We start from the raw sequence: 14,337 nt of genomic DNA, 5'->3' as shown, positions 1-14,337 counted from the left end.
AGCCAGCCTCCGAAAATCGACCACTGGCCCATTCTGACCCGTCTGCGCACGAAGATCGACCACTGACCAGCCACGGGCCCCTCTTGTCGCAGGCACCCTGGTCCGGCACGGGGCTCGAACCTCCGGGCGGGGTTCAGACCAGCGGCAGCGCTCCCCCATATCCGCCCCGCTCTACCTCCATGGTCGCCTCCGCCCCACCGAACACCGCGTCCGTGTCCGGCTCGCTGGACCACGGCGTCCATCCGGGATCGCCGTCACGCATGAACGCGACAGCGGCACCGTGGATCGCGTCGGCCAACTCCTGGGGCGGGTTCTCTCCTGTCAACCGTTCAACGAGCGGCCCGTCCAGGCAGTCGAAGAGGAACGGCACATCTATGCAATGCACGGCCGACCCGTGCGCTTTCGATTTGAATGCGACCCGGTACACCCACGTCGGCGCCTCGCCGCGCGCCCGGGCGACCCGGACGACGACGGTTCGAAACATGTTGTCCGTGATGAACCTGCCGAGCACCGCACCATGCCCACAGGCGGCCACCTCCGGATTCGCCCGGAGATAGGCTCGACGCACCTCAGCCGGTAGCTTGAACGGGCGCAACAACAGCGCCAGCGGCAGCCAGCGCAGGAACTTCTCTTTACCTTGCACGATCATCGAAAACTCGTCGTCGGTCGCCCCCAGGACGAGTGGCTTGTCCGACCCGACGCCCATGCGAAGCGACTCAGGTGTCGGCCGCACGATCAACTCGCCGTCGATCAGCGGCCCGAAAGGCAACCCGGCGGTGAGATCCGACGCGCCCAACTTGAAGGCCTCTCCCTGCGCAGCGAGCAGGCTCTCCTCCTCCACGTTGGAGAACCCCTCGACTGTCGCCTCGACACCTACTGCCTTCGCCAACTTCCCCGCCGCCTCGGCCCCGCGCTCCGACGTCACATCGGCGATGGCACCCGAGGCGCAGTACACCGAATGGAACAGGTGCTGCACGTGCTCCATCCCGAGCAGGGTCAGCACCGCACCACCCCCGGCGGACTGGCCCGCAATCGTGACGCGGGACGGGTCGCCCCCGAATGCCGCAATGTTGCGCTGCACCCACTCGAGGCCGGCGATCCAGTCCCGGACACCACGGTTGGATGTTGCGCCTTGGATGGCCCCGAAACCTTCAAAGCCGAGCCGGTAGCCCAGCGAAACCACGACGACCGAGTCCCGGTTGAATGCGCGGCCGTCGTACCACGGGCTGGCAGGCGAACCGGAAATGAATCCGCCGCCGTGGATCCAGACGAGCACAGGCATTGAATCCGTGCGGTGGGACGGATCCGGGGTGAACACGTTGACATTCAGGGTCGATTCGCCGGGCACCGATGGCTCCGGGATCAGCGTCACCCCCGGGTCGCCGCGCTGCGCCGTCGCACCGTACGCCAACGCGTCGCGTACCCCCACCCAAGGCTCCATCGGGGCCGGGGCAGAGAACCGGAGCGACCCGACCGGAGCCTGCGCGAACGGAATGCCCAGGAATGCAGCGGATCGGGCGACCGCACCGGGTGTGTCACGCCAGAAGCCTCGGACGCGACCCTCACAGGTGTCTACCTCGATGGTGTCGACAGGCTGAAGCGCCACTGACATTCTCCCTTCCAGAACCGGACCCGACGGCTCTCAGTCAAGATTCGACGTCACCAGTCCGTACGCTTGATCATGCCGCATCCAACAGCGATCACAGGGCCGATCGAGCCACAAGCTTGGTCGACTGGTGTTTGATGGAAGCAACGAAGGAGTTGAGAATGAACCAGCCTTGGCAGACGCGCGCCCAGTGTGGCGCGGCCGAACTCACCGATACCGACCTGGGACGCATCCACTCGCGATGGCGCGCCGCCAACTACCTCTCCGTCGGGCAGATCTACCTGCTCGACAACCCCCTCATGCGACGCCCTCTCACTCGCGACGACGTAAAGCCCCGTCTCTTGGGCCACTGGGGCACCACGCCGGGGCTCAACTTCCTCTACGCACACCTGAACCGGGTCATCGCCGAACGACGACGCCCGACGCTCTACATCACCGGCCCGGGTCACGGTGGCCCGGGCATGGTCGCCAACAGCTACCTCGACGGCACCTGGAGCGACATCTACCCGGCGGTCACCCGAGACGAGGGCGGGATGAAGAAGCTGTTCAAACAGTTCTCGTTCCCGGGGGGCATCCCGTCACATGTCGCGCCGGAGGTCCCCGGCTCGATCCATGAGGGTGGCGAACTCGGCTACGCGCTCTCGCATGCCTACGGGGCCGCGTTCGACAACCCCGACCTACTGGTGTTCGCGGTGGTCGGCGACGGTGAGTCGGAAACCGGGCCACTGGCCACGTCCTGGCACTCGAACAAGTTCCTCAACCCCGTCACCGACGGTGTGGTGCTGCCCGTCCTGCACCTCAATGGGTTCAAGATCGCCAACCCGACGGTGCTGGCGAGAATCCCGGAAGCCGAACTCGTCGACCTGATGAAGGGCTACGGGCACAACCCGCACGTTTTCACCGCGGGCTTCGACGAGGAAGACCCCACGTCCTACCACCGCCGATTCGCGGAACTGCTCGACCAGGTGATGGACGAGATCGCCGAGATCCGCCGGGTCGCAGCAACGCAAGGCGCCGCCGACGCCGTGCGTCCGGCCTGGCCGATGATCGTCCTTCGCACCCCGAAAGGCTGGACCGGCCCGAAGGAGATCGATGGCCGCAAGACCGAGGGCAGTTGGCGCAGCCACCAGGTCCCGCTGGCCAGTGCCCGCGACACCGACGCCCACCTGGCCGACCTCGCCGCCTGGTTGGGATCCTATGAACCTGACCAACTCTTCGACGAGGACGGGGCACCCGGGCCCCAGATCGAGGCAACCACCCCTCCCATCGGCTTGAGGCTCGGCGAAAGGCCTGAAGCCAACGGCGGGATCATCCGCCGGGATCTCAGGCTGCCCGATTTCCGCGACTACGCGGTCGACGTCCCAACCCCTGGCGGCAGCTTGAACGAGGCGACCCGCGTGCTCGGCAACTGGCTGCGCGACGTCGCCGCACACAACCGCGACAACTTCCGCGTCTTCGGCCCCGATGAGACCGCCTCCAACCGGCTCCAGTCGCTCTACGAGGTCACAGACAAGCAGTGGGTCGCCGACTACGAATCTCCCGAGGTCGACCAGTACCTCGGCCGTGTCGGCCAGGTCGTCGAGATGCTGAGCGAACACCAGTGCCAGGGCTGGCTTGAGGGCTACCTATTGACGGGCCGTCACGGCCTGATGTCGTCCTACGAGGCCTTTATCCACATCGTCGACTCGATGGTCAACCAGCACGCCAAATGGCTGAAGGTGACCAACCACCTCGAATGGCGCCGCCCCATCTCTAGCCTCAACTATCTGCTCAGCTCCCATGTGTGGCGCCAGGATCACAACGGCTTCTCACACCAGGACCCAGGATTCATCGACCACGTCGTCAACAAGAAGGCCGACGTCGTGCGCGTCTACCTCCCGCCGGATGCGAACACGCTGCTCTCGACCTTCGACCACTGCCTGCGCAGCACGCAGTACGTAAACGTGGTGGTCGCAGGCAAGCAGCCGAACCCGAACTGGCTCTCGATGGATGAGGCAGTGAAGCACTGCACCCGTGGCCTCGGAATCTGGGACTGGGCCGGCACCGAGGTCGAAGGCACCGAGCCCGACGTCGTCCTCGGCTGCGCCGGCGACATCCCCACGATCGAAGTGCTGGCGGCCGCCGACATCCTCCGACGACGAATCCCCGACCTCAAGGTGCGCGTGGTCAACGTCGTGGACCTGATGCGCCTGCAGGACGTGGACGAGCACCCGCACGGCCTGTCACACCGCGATTTTGACACCTTCTTCACCACTGACAAGCCGATCGTTTTCGCCTACCACGGCTACCCATGGCTGATCCACAGGCTCACCTACCGCCGCAACGGGCACGCGAACCTGCACGTGCGTGGCTACAAGGAGGAGGGCACCACCACGACGCCATTCGACATGGTGATGCTCAACGATCTGGACCGGTTCCACCTGGTGATCGATGTCATCGACCGAGTCCCCAGCCTGGGCGTGCGCTACGCGGGGCTGCGGCAGGAGATGGTTGACGCTCGGCTGGACGCCCGCACCTATGCCCGAGCCCACGGCGACGACATCCCCGAGGTTCGAGACTGGGTCTGGCCCGACGCCGGAAACGCCGCTTCAGAGGGTCAGGCCGAGGCGGCGACCGTGGTCACCGGTGGGGACAACGAATAGCCGAGAGCAACACCGCGCTTCAGGCCACCTCGACCGTCAGGTCGGCGGCCTGAAGCGCAGTCAGTGATGCCTCTTCTATCCGCGAGTCGGTGACCAGGGCATCGACGTCACCGAACCCGGCGAACTGGACCAGGTAGTCGACACCGAACTTGCTGGCGTCTGCCAGTACGTAGACCTGACGTGCGGCCGCGACCATCGCACGCTTGATGATCGCCTCCGACGGGTCCGGCGTCGAGAAACCGTGGTCGACCGAGAACCCGTTGGCGCCCACGAACGCAACGTCGACCCGCAGGCGCGAAAGGGCCGTGTGCGCGTCGACGCCGACCGTCGCCTGCGTGAGCCCCCGCACCTGCCCCCCGAGCAACAGGACCTCCACTTCGCCCCGGTCGGCGAGCTCGCCGGCGATCGGCACCGAGTTCGTCACCACCATCGACACCCGCGAGGGGAGGACCGCGCACAGGCGACCCGTCGTGGTTCCCGCGTCAAGGAGCACGGTCAACCCGTCGCGCTCGGGCAGCAGGTTGGCCGCGTGTCTGGCGATCGCCAACTTCTCATCCGGCGAGGTCGTCTGGCGGTCACGCAGTGACGCTTCCTTCAGCAGGAGTTTCTCCTGGGGCACCGCGCCGCCGTGCACTCTGCTGAGCAGGTCACGCGCAGCCAAGGCATCAAGGTCGCGGCGGATCGTCTCCGGCGTCACCCCGTAGCGGCTGGCGAGTTCGGTCACGGAAACCCGCCCGAAGCTCCTCGCCAGGGCAAGAATCTCGTGCTGACGTTCCTCGGCGTACACGCGAATCACTCCTTGAGCTTGCTAGCTACACATTCCAAACAAGACCGACGTGGACTTGGTAGGTTCAGTGGGGAATATAGACCAAACCCCAGCCCCGTGGAGGATGCCATGGAATCAGTCAAGTTGCGCGGTACCGGAGTGGTTTCGGGATTCGCCTACGCACCGGTCGCGTGGACCAGGCCCGCCCCGGTGCTGCCGACCTCACGGGGAAGCGTCGCCGAAGACGACCGACCCGCGGAAGTCGCCCGTTTCAAGGCTGCGGCCGAGACGGTGGCAGAGCGATTCACCCAACGGGCAAGCGCCGCCACCGGTGTTGCCACCGAGGTTCTCGGGGCGACGGCTGCCTTGGCCCGTGATCGTGGTTGGCTGCGCACCGCGACCAAGGCGATCAATGCCGGAAGCACGGCAGAGGTCGCCACGACCGACGCTATCGACGGCTTCATCGCCCAGTTCGAGAAGCTCGGCGGAGTAATGGCCGAGCGCACCACCGACCTGCGCGACATCCGCAACCGCGTGATCGCGGAACTCCTGGGTCTGCCCGAACCGGGGGTCCCACAGCAGACCAGCGAGGTGATCCTCTGCGCGGAGGATCTGGCCCCAGCCGACACCGCCAGCCTCGACCCGACGTTCGTGCGCGCGCTGGTAACCAGGCTCGGCGGGCCGACCAGCCACACCGCGATCATCGCCCGACAGCTCGGGATTCCCTGCGTGGTGGCCGCAGCCACCCTCGACACGGTCCAGGAGGGAGCGATGCTCCTAGTGGATGGCACGAGCGGAATCCTCACCGTCTCCCCAGACCCTGAGGAGGCCCAGCGGCTGGTCGCCGAGGATGAGGCGCTTCGGGCAGAAGTTCGTTCGTGGAGCGGCCCAGCCGCGACCGCGGATGGCACCCACGTGCAGGTGCTGGCCAACGTGCAGGACGGCGCGGCCGCGCGCAAGGCCTCCGCCAGCCCTGCAGAGGGGGTCGGTCTGTTCCGTACCGAACTCTGTTTCCTGACCGCCAAGACCGAACCGAGCGTCGCCGAACAGGCTGGCATCTACGGTGAGGTTTTCGCCGCGTTCCCCGATTCCAAGGTGGTCGTGCGGACGCTCGATGCAGGCTCTGACAAGCCAGTGCCGTTCGCAAACCACGAGGAGGAGGAGAACCCTGCGCTCGGCGTCAGGGGCATCCGACTCGGCTGGACCAACCCAGGCATCGTGGACCGTCAGCTGGACGCGATCGCCCAGGCCGCCGAGGACAACGGGGTCGAAGACCCGTGGGTGATGGCACCGATGATCGCCACCGTCGACGAGGCCTTCGAATTCGCTGGCAAGTGCCGCGAACGCAACCTGAAGCCTGGGATCATGATCGAGGTTCCTGCCGCCGCGCTGCTCGCCGACCAGTTCCTGGCAGAGGTCGACTTCTTCTCAATCGGCACCAACGATCTGACGCAGTACACGATGGCCGCCGACCGGATGTCCAGCAAGCTGGCCACGCTGACCGATCCTTGGCAGCCCGCAGTGCTCCGGCTGATCAAGATGGCGGGCGACGCCGGCACCAGGGCAGGCAAACCGGTCGGCGTCTGCGGTGAGGCCGCGGCTGATCCCCTGCTGGCCTGCGTGCTGATCGGGCTCGGCATCACATCGCTGTCGATGGCGACCGGGGCGATCCCCGCGGTGGGCGTCCAACTCGGCAAGGTGACGATGGAGCAGTGTCGCGAGGCGGCCCAGAAGATCGTCGAGGCCCGCAACTCGCGCGATGCGAAGGAGCTAGCGCGCACGCTGCTGTCCTGAACCTGAACAGATGAGACTGGCCGGGCACCCCGAGGGTGTCCGGCCAGTCTCATCTCTGTCCTGAGGGTCAGGGTTCGATCGTCACCTTGATGGCCTCGCCGGCCGCCACGATGTCAAGAGCCTCGGCTGCACGGCTGAGTGGCAACCTCTGCGTGATGAGGTCCGACACCGGGATCTTGCCGGTCGCAATGTACTCAAGCGCCCGACGGTGATGCTCCGGCGCGGAACCGTTCGCCCCGTGGATGTGGAGTTGACGGTAGTGCACCAGGTTGCTGTCAAGGGTGATGGTTGGATTGGTCTTCGGGAGCCCTCCGAAGAACGAGATGCGCCCGTTGCGGGCGGTCATGGCCACCGCCTGCTCCTGCACGACGTTGGCCGGGGTGGCCGTGATCACCACATCGGCGCCGCGCCCTTCGGTGAGCCGCAGAATCTCCTCGACCACGTCCACCTTCGACGAATCGATGACGATGTCCGGGTGTACCGCATTGGCCGACATCTCTAGCCGCTCAGCGTTGATGTCGACGAGCACGACCGTCCCGGCCTCGTAGAGGCCACGTACCACCCGGATGTGCATGCAGCCGATGGGGCCGGCGCCGAAGACCACGACGAAGTCGCCCTTCTCGATGCCGAGTTGCTCCTGCGCGTTGATGGCGCAGGCCAACGGCTCGGCTGCCGACGCTTCGGCGAACCCGACGCCATCGGGAATCTGGTTCAGCCCGTCGACCCGGAGGACCTCTTCCGGGACGATCATGTACTCGGCGAACCCGCCGTCGAACTGGTATCCCATCGAAAGCTGGTTCTGGCACACCTCCATCCAGCCTTTGCGGCATTCGTGGCAGTCACCGCAGGGGATCGCCGCGATCACCTGTACGCGGTCCCCCACTGAGAACTTTCCACCGACCGAGGCGCCGACCTCGACGACCTCGCCCGCGATCTCGTGGCCCATTGTGGTCACCCGGGTGATGTTCACGTGTCCGTTCGCACGGATTTTGACGTCGGTGCCGCAAGTGGAGCAGTTGCGGACGCGGAGTTTCACCTCACCGTCTCCACAGACCGGTTCGGGTACGTCTTCGATCCGGACATCGCCGGGTGCGTGGTAGCGAAGCGCCAACATGATTGATCAGTCCTCCTGTTGTTCTGGGATAAGTAGTGCGAGTACCTCATCGGCGCTGGATGCGACGCGGAGGCGCTCAGATTTCGAGCTGTCGGAAAGAGTTGTGGCGAGCGCCGACAGGATGCCGACGTGCTCGTTGCTGTTGGATGCGATCGGGATGACCACGTGGACGGTCTCACCGTCCCAGTCAATGCCGTCTGGGAATTGCAGGAACCCGAGGGCCGCCTTCGAGATGAACTGCCTCGCCTCGTTGGTGCCGTGCGGGATCGAGACCCCCTGCCCCAGGTAGGTCGTGGTCTGCAACTCGCGGGCGAGCATGCCCTCAATGTAGCCCGGTTCGGCGGCCCCCGCCTCTACGAGCACCTGCCCGGCCTGCCGGATGGCGTCGTCCTTGTTGACGGCCTTGAGACCGAGCCTGACGTTCTCACGTGGCAGCACCCCGGCTTCGAGCCGCTTGGCGCGTCGCTTCCTCGGCGCTGGGGCCGGGGTCGCCTCTGGAGTGGCTGTTGCGCTGCTGGCGGTCGGCTCCCCCAAACCGGTGGCCGTCAGCTCACGTCCTTCACGGATCGCCTGTTCCACCCGATCAAAGGCCGGGTCGCCCAGATAGGACTTGAACGGCACGATCAGTGCGTCCGGAACCCGCTTGGCGGCGCGACCGGCCAGCCCGTCCTGGGTGAGCACGACGGTGGTGTCTGCCGGAATCTCATCGACCGGGGTGTGGATCACCTCGACCCCGAACGGGGCGAGCTTCTTCTTGAGTTGGCCCGCGACCATCACGGATGAGCCCATACCGGCATCGCAAGCGATTACGATCTTGCGGATCGCACCACCGGCGATCGAACTGCCACCGCCGGGCTGCCCCGACGCGGATGCCGCGGCGGCCGCCGCGATTTCGGCCGTGTCGTCGGAGCCCCTGCCGAACTTCAACAGCGCGGCGGCCACGATGAAGGACACGCCTGCGGCGGTGAAGACCGTGGCAAGCATCGCCAGGTGCCCGCCGGGAGGGGTCACCAGGAAGTAGGCCATGATCGATCCGGGCGAGGCCGGGCCGACGAGGCCGGCCCCGAGCGCGGTTCCGACGAACAGGCCTGAGACCGAACCCGCGATCGTGGCGAGGATCAGGACGGGGCGCATCAGGATGTAGGGGAAGTAGATCTCGTGGATGCCACCAAAGAAGTGGATGACGACGGCGCCGCCAGTAGCCGGGCGCATCGACTTGGGCCCGAACAGCATGAAGGCGACGAGAAGGCCGAGGCCGGAGCCGGGGTTCGACTCGACCATGAACAGGATCGACTTCCCAGCCTCCTGCACGTCGAGCGCAGCGAGCGGGGTGAAGATGCCGTGGTTGATGGCGTTGTTCAGGAACAACACCTTGGCCGGCTCGACGAAGATCGAGGCAAGCGGCAGCAGACCCATGTCGACCAGCCAGCCGACGCCGCCCGAAAGGACGGCCATCAGCGCCGTCATGATCGGACCGACACCGAGGGTGCCGAGCACCGCGAGGATCAGGCCGAGGATGCCGAGCGAGAAGTTGTCGATGACCATCTCGAAGCCGGCCTTGACCCTGCCCTCGATCGCCGTGTCGAACTTCTTCAGCAGGTATGCGGCCAGCGGCCCCATGATCATTGCACCGAGCAGCATGGGTGCGCCGCTCAGCGTGGCGAAGTCGGTGATGCCGCCCATGATCACGCCGAAGGTGGCGACCGCGCCGATCACCGCGCCACGGGTCGCATGCACCATCCGGCCACCCGTGTAGCCGATCAGCAGCGGCAGAAGGAAGTAGAGCATCGGTCCGACGAGGCCCGCGAGGGTCGCGTTCGGGAACCAGCCAACCTCAATGAACATCGCGGTGATCAAGCCCCAGGCGATGAACGCACCGATATTGGGCATGATCATGCCGGCCAGCTTGCCGCCGAAGCGCTGGATACTGGCCCGCAGACCGGGCCCTTCTAGGTTCTTGTTGACGCTTGCGTCTGGAAGAGTCATTTGCGCCCTCCGTCTAGGTCCGCTCACCGCTCCTCTGCGCTGAGCCGGTGGGCTCCTCCGCCCACACCTCAATCATCACCCCAATCAGAAACAATGTCAACCCTGTTTCCATGTGTTTTTGTTGCCCTGTGTGGTTTTTGAGATATCTGGACATGCAAGAGGCCCGCGACGCGGTGCGTCGCGGGCCTCTGCCGATGGTCAGCGGGCGGCTGTGCCCTCGGTGTAGTCGTCATTGCTCTTAACCCAGCTCATCAGCTTCCGCAGCTCGCGCCCGGTAGCCTCGATCGGGTGGGCCTCGCCCTTGGCACGCAGTTCCTTGAACTCGGGCGCCCCGGCGTCCTGGTCGTCAATGAAGCGCTGAGCGAAAGTGCCGTCCTGGATGTCGTTCAGCACCGCCTTCATGTTCGCCTTCACCTGCGCATCGATGACCCGCGGGCCGGAGACGTAGTCGCCAAACTCTGCGGTGTCGGAGATGCTCCAACGCTGCTTCGCGATGCCACCTTCGTACATCAGGTCGACGATGAGCTTCAACTCGTGCAGGCACTCGAAGTAGGCGACCTCCGGCTGGTAGCCGGCCTCGACCAGAGTCTCGAACCCCGCCTGGATGAGTGCCGAGGCGCCACCGCAGAGGACGGCCTGCTCACCGAACAGGTCGGTCTCGGTCTCCTCGGTGAAGGTGGTCTTGATGCCGCCCGCGCGCAGGGCCCCGATCCCCTTGGCGTAGGAGAGGGCAAGCGCCCAGGCGCTGCCCGAAGCGTCAACCTCAACCGCCACGATCGCAGGCACGCCTCGACCATCGATGTATTCGCGGCGCACCAGGTGGCCCGGGCCCTTGGGTGCGACCATGCAGACGTCGACGCCCTCGGGGGCCTGGATGTAGCCGTAGCGGATGTTGAAGCCGTGAGCGAAGAACAGCGCGTCGCCCTTGGCCAGGTGCGGCTCGATGTCCTCCTTGTAGAGCTTGCGCTGTGCCTGATCCGGTGCCAGCACCATGATCAGGTCGGCCTCCTCGACGGCCTCGGCCACGGGGAGGACACGCAGGCCTTCAGCTTCGGCCTTGGCGGCCGACTTCGAGCCTGGGCGCAGGCCGATCCGCACATCGACACCGGAATCACGCAGGTTCAGCGCGTGCGCGTGGCCCTGCGAGCCGTAGCCGATCACTGCGACCGTGCGACCCTGGATGATGGACAGGTCAGCGTCGGCGTCGTAGAACATTTCTGCCATTGGGGGTATCTCCTTGTTCGGTTTCTATCTAGCTTTTTCGGTGAGGGTCTTGGTGCCGCGCCCCAGCGCGACCTGACCCGACTGGACCAGTTCGATGATGCCGTGCGGCTGCAACATCTCCAGCAGCGCGGCGAGTTTCTCATCGCTTCCGGTTGCCTCGACGGTGATGGTCTCCGCCGAAACGTCGACGGCCTTGCCTCGGAACAGCGACACGACATCGATGACCTGGCTGCGGGAATGCACGTCGGCGCGCACCTTGACCAGGACCATCTCGCGCCTCACCGAGTTGCTGCCGAGTTCGAGCACCTTGCGCACTTCGATGAGCTTGTTCAACTGCTTGACGATCTGCTCAAGGGTCGCGTCGTCGTGTACCTGCGCGACGACCGTCATCCGTGAAATCTCCTCGCGTTCGGTCGGGCCGACCGCGAGCGACTGGATGTTGAACCCACGCCGCGAGAACAGCGCGGCGATCCGGGTCAGGACACCCGGCTTGTTGGAAACCAGGATCGACAGGGTGTGGTACTTCACAGCACTTCCTCTTCCCACTCGGGCGCCATGTCGCGGGCGACGCGGATCTCATCGTTGCTGACACCGGCCGGGACCATCGGCCACACCATCGCGTCCTTGTGGACCACGAACTCGACGACAACCGGACGGTCGTCGATCTCGAGTGCCCGCTTGATGGCTTCGTCCATCTCCTCTTCGTTGGTTGCCCGCAGCCCGACACACCCCATGGCTTCGGCCAGGAGCGGGAAGTTCGGCAACGACTCCGTCATCAGGTCCGTGTTGGAGTAGCGGCCGTCGTAGAAGAGCGACTGCCACTGCCGCACCATGCCGAGCGCGTTGTTGTTGATCACGGCAATCTTGACGGGGATGTTGTTGAGTGCGCAGGTGACCAGTTCCTGATTGGTCATCTGGAAGCAGCCGTCGCCGTCGATCCCCCACACCGTGGTGTCCGGGTTCGCGACCTTCGCGCCCATGGCCGCCGGGACACAGAAGCCCATGGTGCCGGCCCCGCCGGAGTTGACCCATCTCCCCGGTTGTTCGTGCGGTAGGAAGTGCGCGGCCCACATCTGGTGCTGACCCACGCCGGAGGCGTAGATCGTGTCTGGCGGGCTGAGCTGCCCGATCCGCTGGATGACCTCCTGCGGGGAAAGCCGACCGTCCGGCGCCTCGTCCCAGCGCGGTTGATAGCGTGCCTTCATAGCGGTGAGCTGCCTGCGCCAGGCGGCCGCATCGGGAGGCTCGTAGGCCTCGATCGCCTCGTTGAGTGCCTCAAGGGTGAGCCTGACATCTCCGACGATGGGGACGTCGACGGCCTTGTTCTTACCGATCTCGGCGGGGTCGACATCGGCGTGGATCACCTTCGCATCCGGCGCGAAGCTGTCGAGCCTGCCGGTGACCCGGTCGTCGAAGCGGGTGCCGAGCGCAATCAGCAGGTCGGACTTCTGGAGCGCACCCACCGCCGCGACGGTGCCGTGCATGCCTGGCATACCCATGTGCAGTTCGTGGCTGTCGGGGAACACCCCGCGCGCCATAAGTGTGGTGACGACCGGGATGCGGGTCTTCTCCACGAACTCCGCGAGTTCGCGTTGCGCGTGGGCCAAGGCGACGCCGCCACCGACGTAGAGGACGGGGCGCCTCGATTCCGCGATCATCCTGGCCGCCCCCCGGATCTGGCGGGCGTGTGGCCGGATGGTCGGCCGATATCCAGGCAGGTCGAGTTCCCCCGGCCAGACGAACGGGGCCTTCGCCACCATCGCGTCCTTCGCGATGTCGACCAGCACCGGTCCGGGGCGACCGGTGGCGGCGATGTGGAACGCCTCCTTGATCGCCAAGGGGATCGCCTCGACGTTCTTGATGAGGAAGGAGTGCTTGGTGATCGGCATCGTGATGCCGCGGATGTCGGCCTCCTGGAACGCGTCGGTCCCGATCGCGGCACTGTTGACCTGACCGGTGATGGCGACGATCGGCGTCGAATCCATGTAGGCGTTCGCGATGGGCGTGACGAGGTTTGTTGCGCCGGGCCCGGAGGTCGCGATGCACACCCCGACCCGCCCGGAGGTCATTGCGTATCCCTCGGCGGCGTGTCCGGCGCCCTGTTCGTGGCGAACCAGGATGTGGCGGATCTTCGAGTCGTACAGCGGGTCGTATGCGGGCAGGATCGCGCCGCCCGGAATCCCGAATGCTACATCGACGCCCATTCGTTCGAGGGACTCGACGAGCGCCTGCGCCCCCGTCATGACCTGACCATCGGTGTCTGCCATAGCCTCTCCCTTCACATATCGGCTGGCTGCATCGGTTGTACCCAAGAAAAAACCCCCGCCGCCCGATGGGGCACACGAGGGAGCGCTTCGGAGCTTTACTGCCGCGAAGCGCTATGAGATAAGTACGAGCCAGCTGATGGGCATGAGTCCACCTTGGTCGCTGGCATCCAAGCTGTCAAGGGTTGCGTGTTACGCGTCCGGAATATAAGACGGAGGGCCGGGATCTTTGCTGATCCCGGCCCTCCGCTTGTGCTGTGGGCTCAACCGCTCAGCCTCTGGTCAGGCAACCACGTCCGCCTTGACGACCTCGACCGGCACGGTGCGGACGGTGGTCAGCGCCCAGCCGATCAGGCCGATGATCAGGCCGAGCCCGATCACGAGCGCGGCGACGCCGTAGGCGATGACCGAGCTGAACAGCGAGGCGCGGAGGAAGGAGGCGTTCATGACCGTGGCGCGGGTAGCGGTGTACTCATCAGCCAAGGCGTCGTCCCCGGATTCCCTCGCTTCGGTTGCGAGCGCACCCAGTTCGGCGTAGGTCTTGTTGTCCGAGGCCAACATGGCGTGCATGTTGATGGCATCGGCCTGAGCGAAGGCCGTGAGGGGGCCGCCGACGGGCTTGCCCTGGAATGCGCCGTTCATGAACTGGGAGTCGCCCGGGACGCTGATCTTCTCAGCCTTGAGTTGCGTGGTGACCATCCCCCAGGTGAGGGCGCCGGCGATGATCATGACGATCCCGGCGACGATTGACAAGACTCCGACGAGTTTGGTGGCCTTCATGGGCCGGTCCCTTCACTTGAGTTGCGGGCGCATCCACACCCGACGACAGGACCAAACCTACCTGGCTTAGGCCCAATACCGTTCAGTTAACAGCGTTGGACGTGGATGGTTGTGGTGTCGCCGGGCTGGGGCCAGGTGGCGTGGGCGGCGCGTTTGACGTG

10 protein-coding genes are annotated in these 14,337 nt (G+C 65.6%); 2 read left to right on the top strand and 8 right to left on the bottom strand.

Annotated elements, in window-relative coordinates; all coding sequences use genetic code 11:
• Positions 1 to 133: 133 nt before the first annotated feature.
• Positions 134 to 1,606, bottom strand: a complete 1,473-nt coding sequence (locus BUC15_RS00625) for a carboxylesterase/lipase family protein (RefSeq protein WP_217652062.1) — start codon at positions 1,604 to 1,606, stop codon at positions 134 to 136.
• Between the two features lie 161 nt (positions 1,607 to 1,767).
• On the opposite strand from BUC15_RS00625, the gene BUC15_RS00620 reads away from it, so the two are divergent.
• The gene (locus BUC15_RS00620; RefSeq protein ID WP_073185428.1) at positions 1,768 to 4,248 is read left to right on the top strand and encodes a phosphoketolase family protein; all 2,481 of its coding nucleotides are present in this window, start codon (positions 1,768 to 1,770) and stop codon (positions 4,246 to 4,248) included.
• 19 nt (positions 4,249 to 4,267) lie between these two features.
• Here BUC15_RS00620 and BUC15_RS00615 read toward each other — a convergent pair whose 3' ends face one another.
• On the bottom strand, positions 4,268 to 5,035 hold the full coding sequence (locus BUC15_RS00615) for a DeoR/GlpR family DNA-binding transcription regulator (RefSeq protein ID WP_073185425.1): 768 nt from the start codon (positions 5,033 to 5,035) through the stop codon (positions 4,268 to 4,270).
• 108 nt (positions 5,036 to 5,143) lie between these two features.
• Here BUC15_RS00615 and ptsP point away from each other — a divergent pair, with 108 nt between their 5' ends.
• Entirely contained in the window at positions 5,144 to 6,808 is a 1,665-nt protein-coding gene (gene ptsP / locus BUC15_RS00610; protein WP_073185423.1) for a phosphoenolpyruvate--protein phosphotransferase, read from the top strand.
• 67 nt (positions 6,809 to 6,875) lie between these two features.
• Here the strand turns inward: ptsP and BUC15_RS00605 are convergent, their stop codons facing one another.
• The 6 genes from BUC15_RS00605 to BUC15_RS00580 form a co-directional block, all read right to left on the bottom strand.
• Positions 6,876 to 7,922 carry a zinc-dependent dehydrogenase gene (locus BUC15_RS00605; protein ID WP_073185421.1) on the bottom strand — a complete coding sequence of 349 codons (1,047 nt, stop codon included), beginning with the start codon at positions 7,920 to 7,922 and terminating at the stop codon, positions 6,876 to 6,878.
• A 6-nt stretch (positions 7,923 to 7,928) separates the two neighbouring features.
• A complete protein-coding gene (locus BUC15_RS00600; protein ID WP_073185419.1) occupies positions 7,929 to 9,908 on the bottom strand; it encodes a PTS mannitol transporter subunit IICBA in 1,980 nt (659 codons plus the stop codon).
• A 198-nt stretch (positions 9,909 to 10,106) separates the two neighbouring features.
• Entirely contained in the window at positions 10,107 to 11,132 is a 1,026-nt protein-coding gene (gene ilvC / locus BUC15_RS00595) for a ketol-acid reductoisomerase (RefSeq protein ID WP_073185417.1), read from the bottom strand.
• A 24-nt stretch (positions 11,133 to 11,156) separates the two neighbouring features.
• Positions 11,157 to 11,660: an acetolactate synthase small subunit gene (gene ilvN / locus BUC15_RS00590; protein ID WP_073185415.1), complete on the bottom strand. Its 504-nt coding sequence runs from the start codon at positions 11,658 to 11,660 to the stop codon at positions 11,157 to 11,159.
• Positions 11,657 to 13,399 (bottom strand): acetolactate synthase large subunit, encoded by a 1,743-nt coding sequence (locus tag BUC15_RS00585; protein WP_073185413.1) that lies wholly within the window; start codon positions 13,397 to 13,399, stop codon positions 11,657 to 11,659. The genes ilvN and BUC15_RS00585 overlap by 4 nt, the downstream gene beginning before the upstream one ends.
• A 279-nt stretch (positions 13,400 to 13,678) precedes the next feature.
• The gene (locus BUC15_RS00580; RefSeq protein WP_073185411.1) at positions 13,679 to 14,176 is read right to left on the bottom strand and encodes a hypothetical protein; all 498 of its coding nucleotides are present in this window, start codon (positions 14,174 to 14,176) and stop codon (positions 13,679 to 13,681) included.
• Positions 14,177 to 14,337 lie beyond the last annotated feature (161 nt).

The organism is Tessaracoccus bendigoensis DSM 12906, from assembly GCF_900141915.1.
In the GTDB taxonomy this organism is placed as follows: Bacteria; Actinomycetota; Actinomycetes; order Propionibacteriales; family Propionibacteriaceae; genus Arachnia; species Arachnia bendigoensis.
The sequence above is the reverse complement of the archived record's forward strand: the minus strand, read 5'-3'. Positions and strand labels throughout refer to the sequence as shown.

Bases quoted from the DNA above. Each gene is read 5' to 3' on its own strand.
- BUC15_RS00620 (WP_073185428.1), top strand. From the start codon at position 1,768: ATGAACCAGCCTTGGCAGACGCGCGCCCAGTGTGGCGCGGCCGAACTC.
- ptsP (WP_073185423.1), top strand. From the start codon at position 5,144: ATGGAATCAGTCAAGTTGCGCGGTACCGGAGTGGTTTCGGGATTCGCC.
- BUC15_RS00605 (WP_073185421.1), bottom strand. From the start codon at position 7,922: ATGTTGGCGCTTCGCTACCACGCACCCGGCGATGTCCGGATCGAAGAC.
- BUC15_RS00600 (WP_073185419.1), bottom strand. From the start codon at position 9,908: ATGACTCTTCCAGACGCAAGCGTCAACAAGAACCTAGAAGGGCCCGGT.
- ilvC (WP_073185417.1), bottom strand. From the start codon at position 11,132: ATGGCAGAAATGTTCTACGACGCCGACGCTGACCTGTCCATCATCCAG.
- BUC15_RS00585 (WP_073185413.1), bottom strand. From the start codon at position 13,399: ATGGCAGACACCGATGGTCAGGTCATGACGGGGGCGCAGGCGCTCGTC.
- BUC15_RS00580 (WP_073185411.1), bottom strand. From the start codon at position 14,176: ATGAAGGCCACCAAACTCGTCGGAGTCTTGTCAATCGTCGCCGGGATC.